This window comes from Acetobacterium sp. KB-1, from assembly GCF_003260995.1.
GTDB classification, from domain to species: domain Bacteria; phylum Bacillota; class Clostridia; order Eubacteriales; family Eubacteriaceae; genus Acetobacterium; species Acetobacterium carbinolicum.
This window is the reverse complement of the sequence record NZ_CP030040.1, coordinates 2289539-2306340: the sequence shown is the minus strand read 5'-3', so window position 1 is coordinate 2306340 and position 16802 is coordinate 2289539. Positions and strand designations below refer to the sequence as shown.

At 43.7% G+C, this 16802-nt stretch carries 18 protein-coding genes and 5 tRNA genes; 21 read left to right on the top strand and 2 right to left on the bottom strand.

Annotated elements, in window-relative coordinates; genetic code table 11:
- The first annotated feature begins 7 nt into the window (after positions 1-7).
- The 18 genes from gatA to DOZ58_RS10630 all read left to right on the top strand — a co-directional run bounded on the left by gatA (position 8) and on the right by DOZ58_RS10630 (position 12045).
- The gene (gatA, locus tag DOZ58_RS10715) at positions 8-1480 is read left to right on the top strand and encodes an Asp-tRNA(Asn)/Glu-tRNA(Gln) amidotransferase subunit GatA (RefSeq protein WP_111888270.1); all 1473 of its coding nucleotides are present in this window, start codon (positions 8-10) and stop codon (positions 1478-1480) included.
- A gap of 3 nt (positions 1481-1483) precedes the next feature.
- Complete coding sequence (gene gatB, locus DOZ58_RS10710) at positions 1484-2929, top strand: Asp-tRNA(Asn)/Glu-tRNA(Gln) amidotransferase subunit GatB (protein WP_111888269.1); 1446 nt, start codon at positions 1484-1486, stop codon at positions 2927-2929.
- Between the two features lie 119 nt (positions 2930-3048).
- Positions 3049-3798, top strand: coding sequence for a ribonuclease PH (gene rph / locus DOZ58_RS10705; protein WP_111888268.1), 750 nt, complete (start codon positions 3049-3051; stop codon positions 3796-3798).
- A gap of 13 nt (positions 3799-3811) precedes the next feature.
- The gene (rdgB, locus tag DOZ58_RS10700) at positions 3812-4411 is read left to right on the top strand and encodes an RdgB/HAM1 family non-canonical purine NTP pyrophosphatase (RefSeq protein ID WP_204355389.1); all 600 of its coding nucleotides are present in this window, start codon (positions 3812-3814) and stop codon (positions 4409-4411) included.
- Positions 4412-4464: 53 nt separating this feature from the next.
- Positions 4465-4950: a metallophosphoesterase gene (locus DOZ58_RS10695; protein ID WP_162624499.1), complete on the top strand. Its 486-nt coding sequence runs from the start codon at positions 4465-4467 to the stop codon at positions 4948-4950.
- Between the two features lie 27 nt (positions 4951-4977).
- Positions 4978-5883, top strand: coding sequence for an ABC transporter ATP-binding protein (locus tag DOZ58_RS10690; RefSeq protein ID WP_111888266.1), 906 nt, complete (start codon positions 4978-4980; stop codon positions 5881-5883).
- 8 nt (positions 5884-5891) lie between these two features.
- Positions 5892-6674, top strand: coding sequence for an ABC transporter permease (locus DOZ58_RS10685; RefSeq protein ID WP_111888265.1), 783 nt, complete (start codon positions 5892-5894; stop codon positions 6672-6674).
- A gap of 130 nt (positions 6675-6804) precedes the next feature.
- Positions 6805-6878, top strand: a tRNA-Gly gene (locus DOZ58_RS10680).
- A gap of 19 nt (positions 6879-6897) precedes the next feature.
- Positions 6898-6974 (top strand) — tRNA-Arg (locus DOZ58_RS10675).
- A 25-nt stretch (positions 6975-6999) separates the two neighbouring features.
- A tRNA-His gene (locus DOZ58_RS10670) sits at positions 7000-7076 on the top strand.
- A gap of 21 nt (positions 7077-7097) precedes the next feature.
- Positions 7098-7173: transfer RNA gene (locus tag DOZ58_RS10665), tRNA-Gln, on the top strand.
- A 173-nt stretch (positions 7174-7346) separates the two neighbouring features.
- Positions 7347-7422 (top strand) — tRNA-Lys (locus DOZ58_RS10660).
- Positions 7423-7570: 148 nt separating this feature from the next.
- Entirely contained in the window at positions 7571-8311 is a 741-nt protein-coding gene (locus tag DOZ58_RS10655) for an alpha/beta fold hydrolase (protein WP_162624498.1), read from the top strand.
- 1 nt (position 8312) lies between these two features.
- The gene (gene msrA / locus DOZ58_RS10650; RefSeq protein ID WP_111888263.1) at positions 8313-8852 is read left to right on the top strand and encodes a peptide-methionine (S)-S-oxide reductase MsrA; all 540 of its coding nucleotides are present in this window, start codon (positions 8313-8315) and stop codon (positions 8850-8852) included.
- Positions 8853-8934: 82 nt separating this feature from the next.
- Positions 8935-9303, top strand: coding sequence for a YccF domain-containing protein (locus DOZ58_RS10645; RefSeq protein ID WP_111888262.1), 369 nt, complete (start codon positions 8935-8937; stop codon positions 9301-9303).
- Between the two features lie 134 nt (positions 9304-9437).
- The gene (locus DOZ58_RS10640) at positions 9438-10469 is read left to right on the top strand and encodes a methionine ABC transporter ATP-binding protein (RefSeq protein WP_111889744.1); all 1032 of its coding nucleotides are present in this window, start codon (positions 9438-9440) and stop codon (positions 10467-10469) included.
- Entirely contained in the window at positions 10459-11118 is a 660-nt protein-coding gene (locus tag DOZ58_RS10635) for a methionine ABC transporter permease (RefSeq protein ID WP_111888261.1), read from the top strand. The genes DOZ58_RS10640 and DOZ58_RS10635 overlap by 11 nt, the downstream gene beginning before the upstream one ends.
- Before the next feature lie 114 nt (positions 11119-11232).
- On the top strand, positions 11233-12045 hold the full coding sequence (locus DOZ58_RS10630; protein WP_111888260.1) for a MetQ/NlpA family ABC transporter substrate-binding protein: 813 nt from the start codon (positions 11233-11235) through the stop codon (positions 12043-12045).
- Positions 12046-12182: 137 nt separating this feature from the next.
- Here DOZ58_RS10630 and DOZ58_RS10625 read toward each other — a convergent pair whose 3' ends face one another.
- On the bottom strand, positions 12183-12512 hold the full coding sequence (locus tag DOZ58_RS10625) for a hypothetical protein (RefSeq protein WP_111888259.1): 330 nt from the start codon (positions 12510-12512) through the stop codon (positions 12183-12185).
- Between the two features lie 119 nt (positions 12513-12631).
- A complete protein-coding gene (locus DOZ58_RS10620) occupies positions 12632-12955 on the bottom strand; it encodes a hypothetical protein (RefSeq protein WP_111888258.1) in 324 nt (107 codons plus the stop codon).
- A 289-nt stretch (positions 12956-13244) separates the two neighbouring features.
- Here DOZ58_RS10620 and DOZ58_RS10615 point away from each other — a divergent pair, with 289 nt between their 5' ends.
- The 3 genes from DOZ58_RS10615 to cobT all read left to right on the top strand — a co-directional run bounded on the left by DOZ58_RS10615 (position 13245) and on the right by cobT (position 16734).
- Positions 13245-13916, top strand: coding sequence for a response regulator transcription factor (locus DOZ58_RS10615; protein WP_111888257.1), 672 nt, complete (start codon positions 13245-13247; stop codon positions 13914-13916).
- A 23-nt stretch (positions 13917-13939) separates the two neighbouring features.
- The gene (locus tag DOZ58_RS10610) at positions 13940-15604 is read left to right on the top strand and encodes a HAMP domain-containing sensor histidine kinase (RefSeq protein ID WP_111888256.1); all 1665 of its coding nucleotides are present in this window, start codon (positions 13940-13942) and stop codon (positions 15602-15604) included.
- A 77-nt stretch (positions 15605-15681) separates the two neighbouring features.
- Complete coding sequence (cobT, locus tag DOZ58_RS10605; protein ID WP_111888255.1) at positions 15682-16734, top strand: nicotinate-nucleotide--dimethylbenzimidazole phosphoribosyltransferase; 1053 nt, start codon at positions 15682-15684, stop codon at positions 16732-16734.
- Positions 16735-16802: the final 68 nt, after the last annotated feature.

The following is a 16802-nucleotide window of genomic DNA, read 5'->3' as shown; positions in this document are numbered from 1 at the left end:
GGCAACAATGGAATTGTATCAAAAAACCATACACGAAATAAATGACCTTCTGGATAAAAAAGAAGTCACCGTTACAGAGGTAACCCAAGCGGTGGTTAACCGCATTAATATCGTTGAAAAAGCGACCGATGCTTATCTGAGTCTCCAGACCGAAGCGGCGCTAGAAACGGCTACCGCAATAGATGCCGAGCTGTCCGGGCGAGCAAAAAGAACGCCATTGGAAGGAATTCCCTATGGACTCAAAGATAACATGTGCACTAAGGGAATCTTAACCACTTGTGCCTCAAAAATGCTCGATAACTTCAATCCTCCTTATAATGCCGAGGTTTATCAACGGCTTAGCGAAGAGGGTGGTATTTTGCTGGGGAAAACCAATATGGATGAGTTTGCGATGGGTTCGTCCACTGAAAATTCAGCCTATAAAACGACTCACAATCCCTGGGATTTAAACAAGGTACCTGGCGGTTCCAGTGGCGGATCAGCGGTTGCTGTGGCTGCTGATACGGCTTTTTTTGCCTTGGGATCAGACACCGGCGGATCGATCCGTCAGCCCGCCTCATTTTGTGGGGTGGTGGGGATGAAACCGACCTATGGTCTGGTCTCCCGCTATGGTCTGGTGGCCTTTGCTTCGTCGCTTGATCAGATTGGGCCGTTCACCAAGGACGTGCAAGACTGCGCGCTGGTGCTAAATACCATTGTTGGTCATGATGCCAAGGATTCCACCTCCCTTAATCTTAAAAAAATCGATTATACTAAAAACCTCAAACAAGGGGTCAAAGGTTTGAAAATTGGCGTGGCTAAAGAATTTTTCGGCGAAGGGCTCCAACCGGAAGTTCGCAAAAGCCTGGAAGATGCCATCGTCATCTATAAAACTCTGGGGGCTTCGATTGTCGATGTGTCATTCCAACATCTGGATTATGCCCTATCCGCCTATTATATGATTTCGTCCGCTGAAGCCAGTTCCAATCTGGCCCGTTATGATGGCATTCGTTATGGTTTTAGAGCCGAAGAATACAATGACCTGATTGATCTTTACAAGAAAACCAGAAGCCAGGGATTTGGCGACGAGGTCAAACGACGGATCATGCTGGGGACCTATGCCCTCAGCTCTGGCTACTATGATGCCTATTATAAAAAAGCGATGCAGGTGCGAACGATCATCAAAGCCGACTTTGATCAGGTCTTTAGCGGCTGCGATGTGCTCTTGACCCCAACAGCACCGACTACCGCCTTTGGCATCGGCGAAAAAACCAGCAATCCGCTGGAGATGTATCTCACTGATATTTATACGGTACCCGTTAACATTGCCGGAATTCCCGGGGCTTCAATTCCCTGCGGTTTGGACAACAACGGGATGCCGATTGGGATGCAGTTGCTGGGGCCGATCTTAAGTGAAGAGACTCTGTTAAAAACAGCCTGGGCCTTTGAGCAGGAATCAGGCCTTAAAAATTTAAAAGCACCATTGGGAACGGAGGTCTAAATCATGGAATATGAAATTGTCATCGGAATGGAAATCCATATTGAGTTGGGGACAAAAACAAAAATATTTTGTTCCTGTCCGACCGAGTTCGGCCAGGATGAAAACACTCATACCTGCCCGGTTTGCCTGGGGATGCCCGGGGTGTTACCGGTACTGAATGAAAAAGTCGTTGAATACGCCACCCGGGCGGGTTTAGCCCTTAATTGCGAAATTGCCCACTTTAGCAAGATGGATCGAAAAAACTATTTTTATCCGGATTTACCCAAAGCCTATCAAACCTCCCAGTTTGATTTACCGATCTGTACCGGTGGCGTAGTTGGCATTGAAGTCGATGGCGTTAAAAAAGACATCGGCATCACCCGTATTCACATCGAAGAAGATGCCGGAAAGCTGCTTCATGAATCGGCCGACGGGACGCTTCTGGATGTTAACCGCTGTGGTGTACCGCTGATTGAGATCGTCACCGAGCCGGATCTGCGCAGTGCCGAGGAAGCCCGCGCCTTTGCCGAAAAGGTCAGAAATATTCTGGAATATACTGGCGTCTCTGACTGTAAGATGGAACAGGGTTCGATGCGTTTTGACGTGAATCTATCGATTCGGGAAAAAGGATGCGAAGTATTGGGAACCCGAACTGAAATGAAAAACTTAAACTCGTTCCGGGCGCTGATCCGGGCTGTTCAATACGAAAGCAAACGACAGATCATTGAGATTAAAAAAGGTCACACGATTATTCAGGAAACCCGTAAGTGGGACGACACCAAAGGGACCTCATCTTCACTGCGAAGCAAGGAAGAAGCTCATGATTATCGTTACTTCCCGGAACCGGATCTGGTCCCGATTGTGCTGGAACCCGATTACATCGAAAAAATTAAAAGCGAACTGCCGGAATTGCCGGAAGCCAAAAAACAGCGCTATATTGATGAATATAAACTACCGGAATACGATGCCGGGGTGCTGACAACCACGGGGGTCACCGCTCGCTTCTTTGAAGAAGCAGTGGCGCTGTATAATGAACCCAAACAGATTTCTAACTGGATGATGGTGGAAATTCCACCATTACTAAAAGAAAATGAACTGAGTATGGAAAATATTTCGATTACTCCGACGCAATTGGTAGCGTTGCTAAAACTGGTCAAAAACAATGAAATCAGTGGCAACACTGGTAAAGAAGTTTTAAAAGAAATGTTTAGTACCGGCAAAAACCCGGGCGATATTGTTAAAGATAAGGGTCTGGCGCAAATGAGTGACAGCAGCGAGCTGGAAGCCATCATTGAAAAAATCGTTTCGGATAATCCCAAATCGGTTGAAGATATAGGCGCCGGTAATGAAAAAGCCTATGGCTTCTTAACCGGTCAGGTGATGAAAGTAACAAAAGGAAAAGCGAATGCCCAGGTCGCTAACGAAATTATTCGGGCGGTTGTAGCTAAACATTTGGCATCGCATCGTTAGGATTTTTATAAGATAAAGCAAAACAATTGTTGGTACTAAGAAACAGAAATTTTGACTAAGGGGTTACTACAAGATTTGTGGTAATCCCTTAAATAATGAGAAATAGATAAAGGAAAACTATGGAAAACAGTGAAGAAATTAATGTAGAGAAAAAACGGATTGACGGTCGGGAAGCCCATGAATTAAGACCAATAAAGGTTACCCGACATTTTATTAAACATGCTCAGGGATCGGTGCTCATTGAAGTGGGCGATACCAAAGTCATTTGCACCGCCATGGTGGAAGACAAGGTACCACCATTTTTAAAAGGTCAGAAAAAGGGGTGGATCACTGCCGAGTATGAAATGATTCCCGGATCAACCAATACCCGTAAAAGTCGCGATCGCAACCGTGGCAAAATCGATGGCCGAACCATGGAAATCCAGCGCTTAATCGGCAGGAGTCTGAGATCAGTCATCGACCTTTCAATGCTCGGGGAACGGACCATCTGGATTGACTGTGATGTAATCCAGGCCGATGGTGGAACCCGGACCGCGGCGATTACCGGTTCATTTCTGGCCCTCCATGATGCCTTATCAGATCTGATTGAAAAGGGGAAAATTAAAGCAATGCCAATTACCAATTTTGTCGCTGCTACTAGTGTTGGGATTTTTGAGGGCGAAGCCATCGTTGACCTGTGTTATGAAGAAGATTCAAACGCTGAGGTTGATATGAACATGGTCATGACTGAAACCGGCGAAATCATTGAAATTCAGGGAACCGGTGAAGAACGTCCCTTTAAAAAGGAAGAACTTCAAAAGATGTTAGAACTCGGAGAAGCGAGCATTAAAAAAATCATCGCCTTCCAAAAAGGTACATTACAGGAATAACGGGTAAATGATAATGAGAACAATACTTTTAGCCACCGGTAATCCGGATAAGGCCAGAGAACTGAAGACGATGTTGGGAGCGGATTTTGAAGTCAAGACGATGAAGGATTTTGGCATTGACATTGACATCATTGAAGATGGTCAAACCTATGAAGCGAATGCGCTGATAAAGGTGCGGGCGTTACAGCCCCTTGTTAAGGGAAAAGACCTGATCATTATGGGCGACGACTCCGGCTTATCGGTTGATTGCCTTAATGGGGCTCCGGGGATTTATTCGGCTCGTTATGCAGGAGAAGAGGCCACCTATGCAGATAATAATAAAAAGCTTTTAAAGGAAATGGCAGATGTGCCGGAAATGAATCGGGGAGCTGCTTTTATCACCGTCATCGCGATGATTCTGCCTGATGGACGGGAGTTATGCTGCGAAGGTCTGGTCCGGGGGAAAATTGCCTTTGATTATTGCGGTGTTGGCGGATTCGGCTATGACCCGCTGTTTATCCATGAAGCGTCTGGCCGTTGCTACGGAGACATGACCAAAGCAGAAAAAAATCGGTTGAGTCATCGGGCGGTCGCTATTGCAAAGGCTCGGGAACTGTTGAATCAGGCACTTTAAAAACAGGACAATCGGATCCTTTAATTAAGCAGAAGGAAGGGATGGAGGATAAAATGAAAATTGGTGTAATGAGTGACAGCCATGGTAATTTAAAAGCGGTAAAACAAGCCGTCCAGGAGATGGGCCAAGTGGATGTGATGATTCATCTTGGAGACTATGTCGAAGATGCCCTCTATCTGCGTACGATCACAAATACCCCCATCCACATCCTGAAGGGCAATTTGGATTCTTTTGCTGATGATGGCAGTATGTCGCTGGAGACCATTTTGGGCGGCTTTAAATTTTTTGCCTGCCATGGCCATAAGTACGGCGTCAAGAACGATTTGCACCGTCTTTACGTTGCCGGGTTGGAAAAAAAGGCCGAGGTGATTCTTTATGGTCATACCCACCACGCTTATATCGAAGATGATGGCCGCATTCTAATGATGAACCCTGGCTCGGTGGGGGCTCCCAGAATGGGAGATCCTGAAAGCTATGGATTGATTATCATTGAGAATGGCGAAATTAACGCAAAAATCATCCCGCTTTGGCGCGACTGACAGAAAGACGGAAAAAGGAGGCAATCAATGCTGAGTATTAAAGATGTATCAATGACCTATCAAAAAGGGAAAAAAGAGGCTTTAAAAAATATCAATCTAGAAATTTTAGAAGGCGAATTTACCGCCTTGCTGGGGCAAAATGGGGCGGGAAAAAGTACCCTGATCAATATTCTTGCCGGTAATGTAAAAAAGACCCGGGGAGATGTCAGTATCGGCGGGTACAGCCTCGACAGAAATGAGCTTGAAACAAAAAAGATTATTGGCATTGTGCCCCAGGATACCGGGTATGATTTTGTTTTTACCGTAGATGAAGCGCTAAAAAAACAGTCCGGCTATTTCGGGATCAAGGATAACAAGGAATACATCGATGAAGTTCTGGACGCTTTGTACTTAACCGAAAAGAGAAGCGCCAGAATCCGGGATCTATCCGGAGGGATGCGACGGCGATTTTTAATCGCCAAGGCATTGGTTCATAAACCCAAAATTCTGATTCTGGACGAACCGACAGCAGGAGTCGATATTGAAATGCGGCATACCTTATATGATTTTCTGGTTAAGCTGCATGAATCGGGTACCACCATCATCCTGACCACTCATTATATTGAGGAAGCCGAAAAACTGTGTAAGCGGATTGTAATTATTGATGGTGGAAAAATTATTGCCGATGAGCCTAAAGAAGAGTTGATGGATGCGTTTTCCCGGGAATCCATCATTGAAGTTCATTTTGAAGATGAGCTAAGTCTAGCTGATTTTGATTTTTTAAGTGACTACCACCCGCATATCGAAGACAAAACCAGACTTCAATTGAAGGCCTCAAAGAAGGACTTGTCCAAAGTCTTTCGACAACTGTCAGAGAAAAACATGGAATTTACTAATCTGGTGGTGGAAAGACCAAAGCTCGAAGATATTTATTTAAATATCATCAAACATTAGGAGAACAGATGAAAAACAGGATATTTTACAATAGAATTGGATTTTTAACCCTCCTGAACAAGGAAATTCATCGGTTTATGAAGGTGCCAGTTCAGACGGTTCTGGCTCCGCTTATTTCAAACATTTTATACATGTTAATCTTTGGGGGGATGCTTCAAACCAGGGAGGTCGGGATCGAAGGGATTAGTTATCTTAATTTTTTAGTGCCCGGCTTAGCGACAATGGGGGCGATTTTTGCCGCGTTTCAAAATCCGGCGTTTTCAATGATTTCGCAAAAATTTCAGAATACCATTCAGGATTTAAACAGCTACCCGATCTCAATTACCGAAAAAATTCTGGCCTTTGTTTTTGGGGGGATGTTTCGTGGGGTGCTGGTGGGTATTCTAACCTATGCGGCAACAATTTTCTTTGTCGGTTATGAAGTAGTGCATCCACTGTTTTTTGTATTGGCATTAACCGCAACATCCTTTGTCTTCGCATCACTGGGTTTGATTGCCGGGCTGGTGCTGGATAACTTTGAAAAGATGAATTTTGCATTGGCAATTATCATTACGCCTCTTACCTATTTAGGTGGTGTGTTTTTTGAAATTTCAAAGTTGCCGGGATTATTATCTTCCATTAAATACATAAACCCGATCTATCCCCTGGTTAATGTTTCCCGATATGCCTATATTGGGGTATGTGAAGGCAATATTGTGATTCATGTTATTTTAACAATTGGCCTTGTTATTAGTGTATTTTTAGTGGCGGCGCATATTTTTAAAAAAGGTGTGGGCATTAAAACCGTCTAAGACATTTCATTTTTTGATGACGGATTACGGTGTGTTTGCAAAATAAAGCGAGCATCAAATAAAAAATAAAAAGTAGTTGACAACTCTTTCTATTTAAAGTATACTAACACTTGTCTCTAAGAGAGGCAATGCGGGTGTAGCTCAGTGGTAGAGCCCTGGCCTTCCAAGCCAGTCGCGAGGGTCCGATTCCCTTCACCCGCTCCATTTTTGCGAAAAGAATTGAGCGCCTGTAGCTCAGTAGGATAGAGCAACGGCCTTCTAAGCCGTGTGCCAGAGGTTCGAATCCTCTCAGGCGCACCATTTATTTTATCGTATTTATCTCGTGGTGGGTATAGTTCAATCGGTTAGAGCGTCGGATTGTGATTCCGGAAGTTGTGGGTTCGAGTCCCATTATCCACCCCATTTCAATAGCATTATATTAATAGGGGTATAGCCAAGTTGGTAAGGCACAAGATTTTGATTCTTGCATCCGTAGGTTCGAGTCCTGCTACCCCTGCCACTTTTGCTCGGCAGAGAAGACAGAAAAAAGACATGACCCATTAGCTCAGTTGCAAAGCAGAGAACCAAAAATGCACGACCGAAGGAAGTGAACATTTTTGTGTGAATCGCTTAGTTAGGCAAAGTTGAGTATTCATTATCGTTTGGAGACAAACAAAAAGTAAATTATAGCATGACCCATTAGCTCAGTTGGTAGAGCATCTGACTTTTAATCAGGGTGTCGGGCGTTCAAGTCGCCCATGGGTCACCATTTGAAATCAAAACCGCAGTGATTGCGGTTTTTTTATTTTTTGAAAAATGTTAAAATGACTTAAATGTTGTTTTATAACGGGTTGGGGTATAAAATAGAGCAAATCTGTATTATCATGTCATTTTGGAATGAAAAGGAGCAGATGGTTATGAAACAAGGGCAAAGCTTAATACGTATCAGCAAAATAATTGGAATGGTATTGGTGGCGCTTGTCATTATAACATTGACCTATCTGGGAGATTATTACCATGCTGATCAAACTGCCCATGAGGCCCTGATCTCAGGAAATCAGGTAATTGTCAGGGAAGAAGGAAATCTGACCATATTTATGCCAACAACAGGTCAGGATGAAACGGGTTTTATCTTTTACCCCGGTGGTAAGGTGGAAGATATCGCTTATGCTCCGCTGATGCGCTCACTGGCGGAACAAGGCTATCCGGCTGTGATTGTGGGGATGCCCTTTAATCTGGCCGTGTTTAATGCAAACGGTGCTGACAAGGTGTTGGAAGCGTTGCCGGAGATCGAGCATTGGATCATGGTGGGTCACTCTTTGGGCGGCGCCATGGCTTCGGACTATCTGGCCGAACATGAAGACAAGGTAGCGGGGCTGACTTTATTAGGTGCTTATCCCAATGAATCGCTTTCTCAGAGCAGTCATTCGGTAGTGACTCTATATGGCAGCGAAGATCAGATTATTAACCAACAGGGCTTTACCGAAGGCCGAAATAAGCTGCCGGTCACGGCCCGTTATTATGAAATAGCAGGTGGTAATCATAGCGGATTCGGTAATTATGGAGAACAGTCCGGCGATGGGATCGCATCTATTTCATCGGCTGAACAGCAAGCGATAACAATAGCAAAAATTATGGAAATCTGGAAAGGAAATTGATATGGAAAACAATAAAAAAGAAAACAGCAAAGAAATCGTTTTGGCTGGAGGTTGTTTCTGGGGAACGGAAATGTATTTTAAAGCCATCAGAGGGGTTGTTAAGACGGAGGTGGGTTATGCCAACGGAAAAACCCCGAATCCCTCCTATGAGGATGTGTGCCATGGAAATACCGGGCATGCTGAAGTCGTTAAGGTGCTTTATGACAATCAAGTGATCAGCTTACCATTTTTGTTAAGTCTGTATTTTGAAGTCATCGACCCGGTAGCGGTCAATCGTCAGGGGAATGATCGAGGCACTCAATACCGTACCGGCATTTATTTTTCGGATCCTTCCGATGAAGCGGTGATATTAGAATCAGTCGATCAGTTAAGGCAGCAATACGGGGTGCCCCTGGCCATTGAAGTATTGCCGCTTGAAAACTACAGCTCTGCAGAAGCTTATCACCAGGACTATCTGTTAAAGAACCCCGGAGGTTATTGCCATATCGGCAACCGTGAGTTTAAAAAGGCGGCGGTAGCCCGGGACCCATCTTTAAAATAAGAAGCGGGTCATTAAAAACTGACGTAAAAAGCAGTTACTTTCACAAGAAACAAATAAAGTGACATTGAAAAGAGGGAAAAGTATGAGCATCATTGGTAACATTATCTGGATTATTTTGGGGGGCCTGATTATGGCGATCGCTTGGCTTTTAGCCGGCATTCTCTGCTGCATTACCATTATTGGTATCCCGTTGGGATTGCAGGCTTTTAAAATGGCGCAGTTAGTCCTCTGGCCATTTGGTAAAACCGTTGATTATTCAAACATGGGAACCGGATCGGTAATCTTAAATATTTTGTGGATCCTGATTTTCGGTTGGGGTTTAGCCGCGGGATCTGCGATTCTGGGGATTATTTACTGTATTACCCTGGTTGGGATACCCTTTGGATTACAATGGTTTAAATTTGCCAAACTGGCATTGTTTCCATTTGGCGCACAAATTCGCGATATTTAAGTAGCCGAAGGTGCTATTAAGCTTGACAAGAAAATGAAATCGATACTATAATAAACGGTGGGTGTGTGTTAAACCCACTGTTTTTAAGATGGTTTTATTTATTTAAATTTGTTGATTATAGGAGGGTAAGGAACATCGAAACGAAAAAGACGTCCCAAAAACCCATCATTGAAATAAAGGATCTGGGGAAAACCTTTCGTCCTAAAAGCGGCGAAGTAAAAGCGTTAGATGGCATAAATCTAAGCATCGACCAGGGCGATATCTATGGAATTATCGGTATGAGCGGGGCTGGTAAAAGCACCCTGGTTCGCTGTATCAATCTTCTTGAAAAGCCCACCAGCGGCAGTGTTTTTATTGATGGACAGGATATATCAAAAATAGCCGAAAAAGAACTGAGAACGGTACGTTATTCGGTGGGTATGATTTTTCAGCAATTTAATTTGCTGATGCAACGAACTGCCGAAAAAAATATTCTTTTTCCCCTTGAAATTGCCGGGGTGGATAAAGAAACGGCCAAAAAAAGAACCGCTGAACTGTTGGAGTTGGTTGGCTTACCCGATAAAGCCAAGGCCTATCCTACCCAGTTGTCGGGGGGACAAAAACAACGGATCGCGATTGCCAGAGCCTTGGCTAATAACCCTAAGATTTTGTTATGCGACGAGGCGACATCAGCTCTGGATCCATCGACAACCAATTCCATACTCAAGCTGTTAAAAGAAATCAATCAAAAATTGGGCATTACCATTGTGATCATCACCCATGAAATGAGTGTGGTGGAGCAGATTTGTAGCCATGTGGCAATCATCGATAAAAGTAAAATTGCCGAAAACGGTGAGGTTGAAGAGATCTTTAAAAACCCCAAAACCGAGATTGCCAAAAAAATGATTTTTTCTGAAGGTGATCAGGGTTCGGTGGTGATGGGCAAAAACACGTATCGAATTGTCTTTGATGAAAAATCATCCAGTGATTCGGTGATTGCAAAAATGATCCTCGAAACAAAATGTCTGGTGAATATTCTCCATGCCGATATGAAAAATATTGATGGCTTTGCTTTTGGGCAAATGGTGATCCAATTGCCTGAGGATGAGCTGAGTGCGGCACGGGCCGTTAATTATCTCCGCTCACATCAAATTACGGTTGAGGAGGTGGGTACCCATGTGGGATAGTTCAATGACGGCATTGATGGTTCAAGGAACCCTTGAGACCCTTTATATGACATTGGCGTCAACACTTCTGGCCTATGTTATTGGGTTACCGATGGGCGTTTTGCTGGTCACCAGCGATTCCGATGGGATTGTCCCGATGAAGTGGCTTAATAAGGTACTCAACATGGTGGTCAATATTACCCGGTCGATCCCGTTTTTGATTTTGCTAATTGCAGTGATTCCTCTGACAAGGCTGATTACCGGGACAACCATTGGATCAACGGCAACCATTGTACCGCTGGTGATTGCAGCGGCACCATTTATTGCCCGGTTGGTGGAATCTTCTATTAAAGAGGTGGATTATGGGATTATTGAAGCCTCACTGTCAATGGGCGCCAGTCCCATGCAGGTGGTGACCAAGGTGATGATTCCTGAGGCGAAGCCCTCGTTGATTATTGGCGCAGCCATTGCGACCACCACTATTTTAGGTTATTCCGCGATGGCAGGGATTGTCGGTGGCGGCGGCCTGGGAGATATTGCCATCCGCTTTGGCTACTATCGTTATGAAACGGGTATGATGGTGATAACCGTAATATTACTGGTTTTAATCGTCCAGCTCTTTCAAGAAGTTGGTATGAAAATTGCCCAAAAACAGGATCGCCGAAAATAAAGAATCAGGATTTTACGATCCGCAGATAATTTGGGTTGACAGTAAACACCGCCCATGTTATATTACATATTATTCAACTAGGAATTATATGAAAGAAAAGAAAAGGAGAAGATCATGAAAAAATTAGGTTTAGTAGTATTGGTCAGTGTTCTCGGTTTGGCCCTATTTTCAGGCTGTGCGGCGAAAGGCACAGATGACAAAACCATTGTAGTCGGGGCCAGTCCAACACCTCATGGAGAGATTTTAGCGGTTGCTGGTGAAGTATTAAAAGAAGAGGGATACACCCTTGAAGTTAAAGAATTTACCGATTATGTTCAACCGAATTTAACCTTGGAAAATAAAGAGTTAGATGCCAACTTTTTCCAGCATCTCCCCTACCTGGAAGACTTTAATGTGAAAAATAATACCAAGTTGGTGAGTGCCGGTGCGGTTCATTATGAACCATTGGGCTTATATCCAGGTAAATTAAAAACTTTGGATGCCATTGTTGATGGATCAACGATTGCCATCCCAAATGATACAACAAACGAAGCCAGAGCACTTTTATTACTTGAAACAATTGGCTTAATCAAGGTTGATCCGAATGTTGGTTTGGAAGCAACACCAAAAGACATTATTGAAAATCCCAAAAATCTTGTTTTTAAAGAACTGGAGGCGGCTCAACTGGCACGCTCACTTCCGGATGTTGATTTGGCTGTTATTAACGGAAACTATGCCATTGAAGCAGGACTGAATGCCGGAACCGATGCCATCGCGAAAGAAGAAAAAGATTCCTTAGCGGCACAGACCTATGCCAACATTGTGGCAGTACGAACTGGAGATGAAACAAGTGAAAAAACATTGGCACTGATGAAAGCGCTGCAAAGCGAAAAAGTGATCAGCTTTATCGAAAGCAATTACCAGGGCGCTGTTGTACCGATGTCTTAAGTCCTAATTTCTGGAAACGTCTCAAACCGAGACGTTTCTTTTTTTATTAAAAATCGTCCTGAAGTAGAGTTATATAAATAAAAAAGCCGCAATGATCGTTTACGATCATTGCGGCTTTTAAAAGTAAGGGTGAATGATTAACGGGTTCTTCCGCCATGTCGCATTCCAGATCCATCTTGAGGATGGGTACCGCCGCCGACATCACAAACACCATCGCCGTCTGCGTCAACAAATGCGCCAGTGCCAGCGCCGCCAGTGCCAACAGGATTTCCGGTTAAATCACAGAGACCATCGCCGTCAGCATCACCGGTTCCCTGACAATTCTCATACAGTCTTTCGCCGCCGTTACCTTGACCAAGACCGGATCCATCACCAGCACCCCGGCCATTGCCGTTCGCGGCAAAGGTGGTACCTGCTGTTGCTAACATTAATGCTAACGATGTGACTAAAATTAATTTTGCTTTCATTGTAAATTCCTCCGTTTTTTTATTTTTGTGATTCTTTTACTACCTTCATTATACAATTGCTTTATGTCATTCATGTGTCAAAAAGGTCATATTAATAATTATTAAAATATGAGGTTCAATCAAAAACTTTGATTACCACGTTGCAGACCAGATCCATCTTGAATAGGGGTGCCGTCACCAATGTCACAAACACCGTCTTCATCAACAAGTGCATTGGTACCGGATTCATAGCCTAATCCGCCAGTGCCGACAGGATCCCCAGTGAGGTCGCAGATGCCATCACCGTCAGCATCAACTGATTCCTGACTGTTTGCATATTGTCGCTCTCCGCCGCTACTCTGACCAACGCCACTGCCCTGCCCGTAACCTGAAGCGGCAAAGGTTGTACCTGCTGTTGCTAACATTAACGCCAATGATGATACTAAAACTAATTTTGCTTTCATTGTAAATTCCTCCGTTTTTTTTCTTTCGATGTTTGTATTATAGGATAGCTGTATGTCATTTAGGTGTCAGATGTTAAAAAATTAATTTTTATAACCGTAAAGATGATATAAACAAAAGATGTATAAGGATATAACAAAGACAATTGTTTAAAGGTTAGAAAAAAATGAGGATGGTGTGTTAAAATATAAAATTATAAGTTGTCGTTTATAAAATCAATAAAAGATATGTTTTGACACAAAATTGCCATCAAAAAATGATAAGCTGATAAAGGTAGTGGAGGTATATATAATGAAAGGCATTCGCATATTAGTGGCTGAGGATGAAGAAAAACTGCGAGAAATCGTTTTAAAATATTTAAAAAAAGAGGGCTATGAAGGTTTCGGGGCGGCGGACGGAGAGGAAGCATTGGACCTTTGGACAGAAAAACAACCGGATTGTATTATTCTCGACGTAACCATGCCGAAAATGGATGGGTTTGAAGTGCTGGAAGAAATAAGGGAAACGGACAATGTGCCAGTCATCATGCTCACGGCTCGAAGAGAAGAAGAAGATAAGATTCAGGGATTTGAAGTTGGCGCAGATGATTATGTAACAAAACCCTTCAGTCCCCGAGAATTGATGGTCCGAATCAAAGCCTTGCTAAAAAGAAGCGGGGTTGCTACAACTGAAAATAAGCTTGATGTTTGTGGAATGAGATTAAATTCAGACGAACGACAAATAACAATTCATAATGAAATTATTAACCTCACACAAAAAGAATACGAGGTTTTAAGCTATTTTGTCAATCATCAGAAATTGGTGTTATCCAGAGAGCAGATTCTTGATCGGATTTGGGGATATGATTATGATGGTGATATACGTGTTGTTGATACAACCATCAAACGATTACGTAAAAAAATGGGAGATAAAGGAGAGTGCATCCAAACCGTCAGAGGGCTGGGGTACAAGTTTAAAGAATGAGAAGTTCGATTTTTTCGAGATTAATGCTCTATCTTGGGGCTTTCTTTCTGGTACTTTGTTTATTAACGTATTATGTCCTGGGTTCCTATTTTGAGGTATACTATACTGAGAAAAGAACCGCGGCCTTAATTGATAAAACGAATCAGGCTGTAACAATGTATAATCAGAATGGATTAACCCCCGAACTTCAATTATTTATTGATGTCGCTGAAGAGGAAGGGATTGTTGTTGAAATTATTGGGCAGCAAACGGGCGCTGAAGATAGCTCTTTTGAAGATGTTTCGATAGAAACTAGAACCGCTGAAATAGTGACAGCGAGTCAACGACGTGATGAGATTAATCAAATGGATCGTTTGGGACTGACAAGTGTTGAAAAAAAACGTTTGGCAGCAGGTGGTGAACACAGTGGTGAGGGAAAAGAAACGGGTGCTGGCGCCGGCAGTGGTGCCGGTAATGCGTCGGGATCGAGTAGTGATTCGGGCAGTGGTACCGGTAGCGGATCGGGCAGCGGATCGGGCAGTGGATCAGGTAGTGGTTCCGGTAGCGGATCGGAAAATGGTAAGGGCTCTGGTGCTGGTCAACAGAATAGTCTGGAGAATCAGGTGAAAGAGCATCAGGAAGATGAAAGTTTTATTATTGTGCTGGGAAATGATGATCACCAGGTTGAGTGGCTGACCCATAAGGTTTTAGCTGCTGATGGCGCCCTGATTATCGGACGTATTCCGCTTTACTCAGTTCACGAGGTCATTGAGATTGTGGAAAATTTTCTGCTGGTATTCTTAATGATTGTTTTTACGTGTTCGCTTGTTTTTGCCTATTTTTTTTCTCGGGGTATTTCAAAGCCCATTATTTCATTAAATCAAATTTCCGGAGAAATGGGAAATCTCAATTTTACAAAAAAATATCAGGGAACTAGAAAGGATGAGATCGGTCAGCTAGGAGAAACCTTGAATCATATTTCGGATGAATTGGAAGGGGCTATTTTAAAACTTCAGGAAGAACTGAGTAAAGAACGTGCATTTGAAAAGATGCGGCAGCGTTTTACCGCTCAGGTGTCTCATGAAATCCAAACCCCATTGGCGGTGATAAAAAGCTATGCTGAAGCATTAGAGGATGGCATTCTTGAGAATCGGGATGAAGAATTGGAATACTTTGTGACGATCCAGCGGGAAGCTGATAAAATCAGCGGAATCGCGAGCGATCTTTTAGATCTGGCCCAAATCGAATCGGGTGCCTATCAGCTTAAAAAAGAAAGCGTTTCTGGGGTTGAGGTCATCGCTTCGGTGGTTGAGCGGTTTGTAAATACCTATCCGGGAAACAATATCGTTTTTAATAATCATTGTGATCCAGAAAAAAAAGTGATCATGGACCGCAAGCGGATGGAACAGGTTTTTTATAATCTTTTAAACAATGCCATCAAACATGTCAGTCCAACTGACGGAATAATTCAGGTTGGCTGTGAAAGCCAGGAAAAAGAGTGGATTGTTTCTGTTTATAATGTGGGTAAGTCAATTCCGCAAGATGAGATTAATCAGATCTGGGAATACTTTTATAAGGCCCAATCGGATAAAAAAGGCACTGGTTTAGGTCTGGCAATCGTCAAAGGCATTATAATCTGCCATGGCGGCAAGGTGGCTGTGGATAACCGCGATAATGGTGTGTGGTTTGAAGTGCGACTTCCGCTGTAAAACTTAAAAAATTGAATTTTCAAAGTTCGCAGATATGTTATAATGAGAAAAAACAGTTGAGTTGACAGGAGTAAGAAATGAGTTTATTAAATGAAACAGTGGGAAAAATTAAGCCGCTTAATGAAGAAATGATCAAAACCGCCAAGGATCGAGTGGATTTTCTACTTAAGCCGGTGGGCAGTCTGGGAACACTGGAAGAGATCGCCGTGCAGTTAGCCGGCATTACCGGCGAAATGTATCCGGATGTCAGCAAAAAAGCGATGCTGGTTTTTGCTGCCGACCATGGCGTCTTTGAAGAAGGCGTTGCTGCGGCACCCCAGGAAGTAACCGACCTGATGGCGCAGATGATCGTTGCTGGCAAAAGCGGCGTTGCCGCTTTAAGCAAACAAGCTGGCGCCGATGTTTTTGTCTGTGATGTTGGGATGAAATCGGATTTGGAACCAAAATCAAAAATTTTGGATAAAAAAATCAGAAAATGCACATCAAATATGAAAAAAGGTCCGGCGATGTCCCGGGAAGAAGCCGTAAAGTCCCTGGAAGTAGGAATCGATGTGGCCCAACGCGCCATCGATAACGGGTATAATATTCTCGGCACCGGTGAAGTGGGGATCTCTAATACGACGGCTAGTGCCGCTATTATCGCAGTCCTTAGTGGTGTTGATCCGGGGGAACTAACTGGTGCCGGAGCGAATCTGTCGGAAGATAAGCAGGTTATCAAAGCCCAGGTGATTCGGGATGCCATTGCTCTTAATCAACCCGACAAAACCGATGCCATCGATGTCCTGGCAAAGGTCGGCGGATTTGAGATCGGTGCTATGGCCGGTGCGATGCTGGCCGGAGCCGCCAATCATATTCCGGTTTTAATTGATGGTTTTATTTCCACCGCTGCGGCCGCCATTGCCATCGGGATTGATCCCAAGGTAAAAGGCTATTTAATCTGTTCCCATGCTTCGGCTGAAAAAGGGGCCGCTTTTGCGTCGGAATTTATCGGTGCTAAACCATTTCTGAACATGGGTATGCGTCTGGGAGAAGGCAGTGGTGCTGCGATCGCCTTTAATATTGTCGAATCTGCCTTATACATGAATCGCGAAATGGCAACCTATGGCGATGTTGGTCTGGGTGTTGTTTAAGAATAAAATCCAAGAATTAAATCAATAACACGAAAGCCCATCAGAAGTGAAATCTTTTGATGGGCTTT

Excerpts from the sequence above, each read along its gene's own strand:
- gatA (WP_111888270.1), top strand. The coding sequence starts at position 8 with ATGGAATTGTATCAAAAAACCATACACGAAATAAATGACCTTCTGGAT.
- gatB (WP_111888269.1), top strand. The coding sequence starts at position 1,484 with ATGGAATATGAAATTGTCATCGGAATGGAAATCCATATTGAGTTGGGG.
- rph (WP_111888268.1), top strand. The coding sequence starts at position 3,049 with ATGGAAAACAGTGAAGAAATTAATGTAGAGAAAAAACGGATTGACGGT.
- rdgB (WP_204355389.1), top strand. The coding sequence starts at position 3,812 with ATGAGAACAATACTTTTAGCCACCGGTAATCCGGATAAGGCCAGAGAA.
- DOZ58_RS10695 (WP_162624499.1), top strand. The coding sequence starts at position 4,465 with ATGAAAATTGGTGTAATGAGTGACAGCCATGGTAATTTAAAAGCGGTA.
- DOZ58_RS10690 (WP_111888266.1), top strand. The coding sequence starts at position 4,978 with ATGCTGAGTATTAAAGATGTATCAATGACCTATCAAAAAGGGAAAAAA.
- DOZ58_RS10685 (WP_111888265.1), top strand. The coding sequence starts at position 5,892 with ATGAAAAACAGGATATTTTACAATAGAATTGGATTTTTAACCCTCCTG.
- DOZ58_RS10655 (WP_162624498.1), top strand. The coding sequence starts at position 7,571 with ATGAAACAAGGGCAAAGCTTAATACGTATCAGCAAAATAATTGGAATG.
- msrA (WP_111888263.1), top strand. The coding sequence starts at position 8,313 with ATGGAAAACAATAAAAAAGAAAACAGCAAAGAAATCGTTTTGGCTGGA.
- DOZ58_RS10645 (WP_111888262.1), top strand. The coding sequence starts at position 8,935 with ATGAGCATCATTGGTAACATTATCTGGATTATTTTGGGGGGCCTGATT.
- DOZ58_RS10635 (WP_111888261.1), top strand. The coding sequence starts at position 10,459 with ATGTGGGATAGTTCAATGACGGCATTGATGGTTCAAGGAACCCTTGAG.
- DOZ58_RS10630 (WP_111888260.1), top strand. The coding sequence starts at position 11,233 with ATGAAAAAATTAGGTTTAGTAGTATTGGTCAGTGTTCTCGGTTTGGCC.
- DOZ58_RS10625 (WP_111888259.1), bottom strand. The coding sequence starts at position 12,512 with ATGAAAGCAAAATTAATTTTAGTCACATCGTTAGCATTAATGTTAGCA.
- DOZ58_RS10620 (WP_111888258.1), bottom strand. The coding sequence starts at position 12,955 with ATGAAAGCAAAATTAGTTTTAGTATCATCATTGGCGTTAATGTTAGCA.
- DOZ58_RS10615 (WP_111888257.1), top strand. The coding sequence starts at position 13,245 with ATGAAAGGCATTCGCATATTAGTGGCTGAGGATGAAGAAAAACTGCGA.
- DOZ58_RS10610 (WP_111888256.1), top strand. The coding sequence starts at position 13,940 with ATGCTCTATCTTGGGGCTTTCTTTCTGGTACTTTGTTTATTAACGTAT.
- cobT (WP_111888255.1), top strand. The coding sequence starts at position 15,682 with ATGAGTTTATTAAATGAAACAGTGGGAAAAATTAAGCCGCTTAATGAA.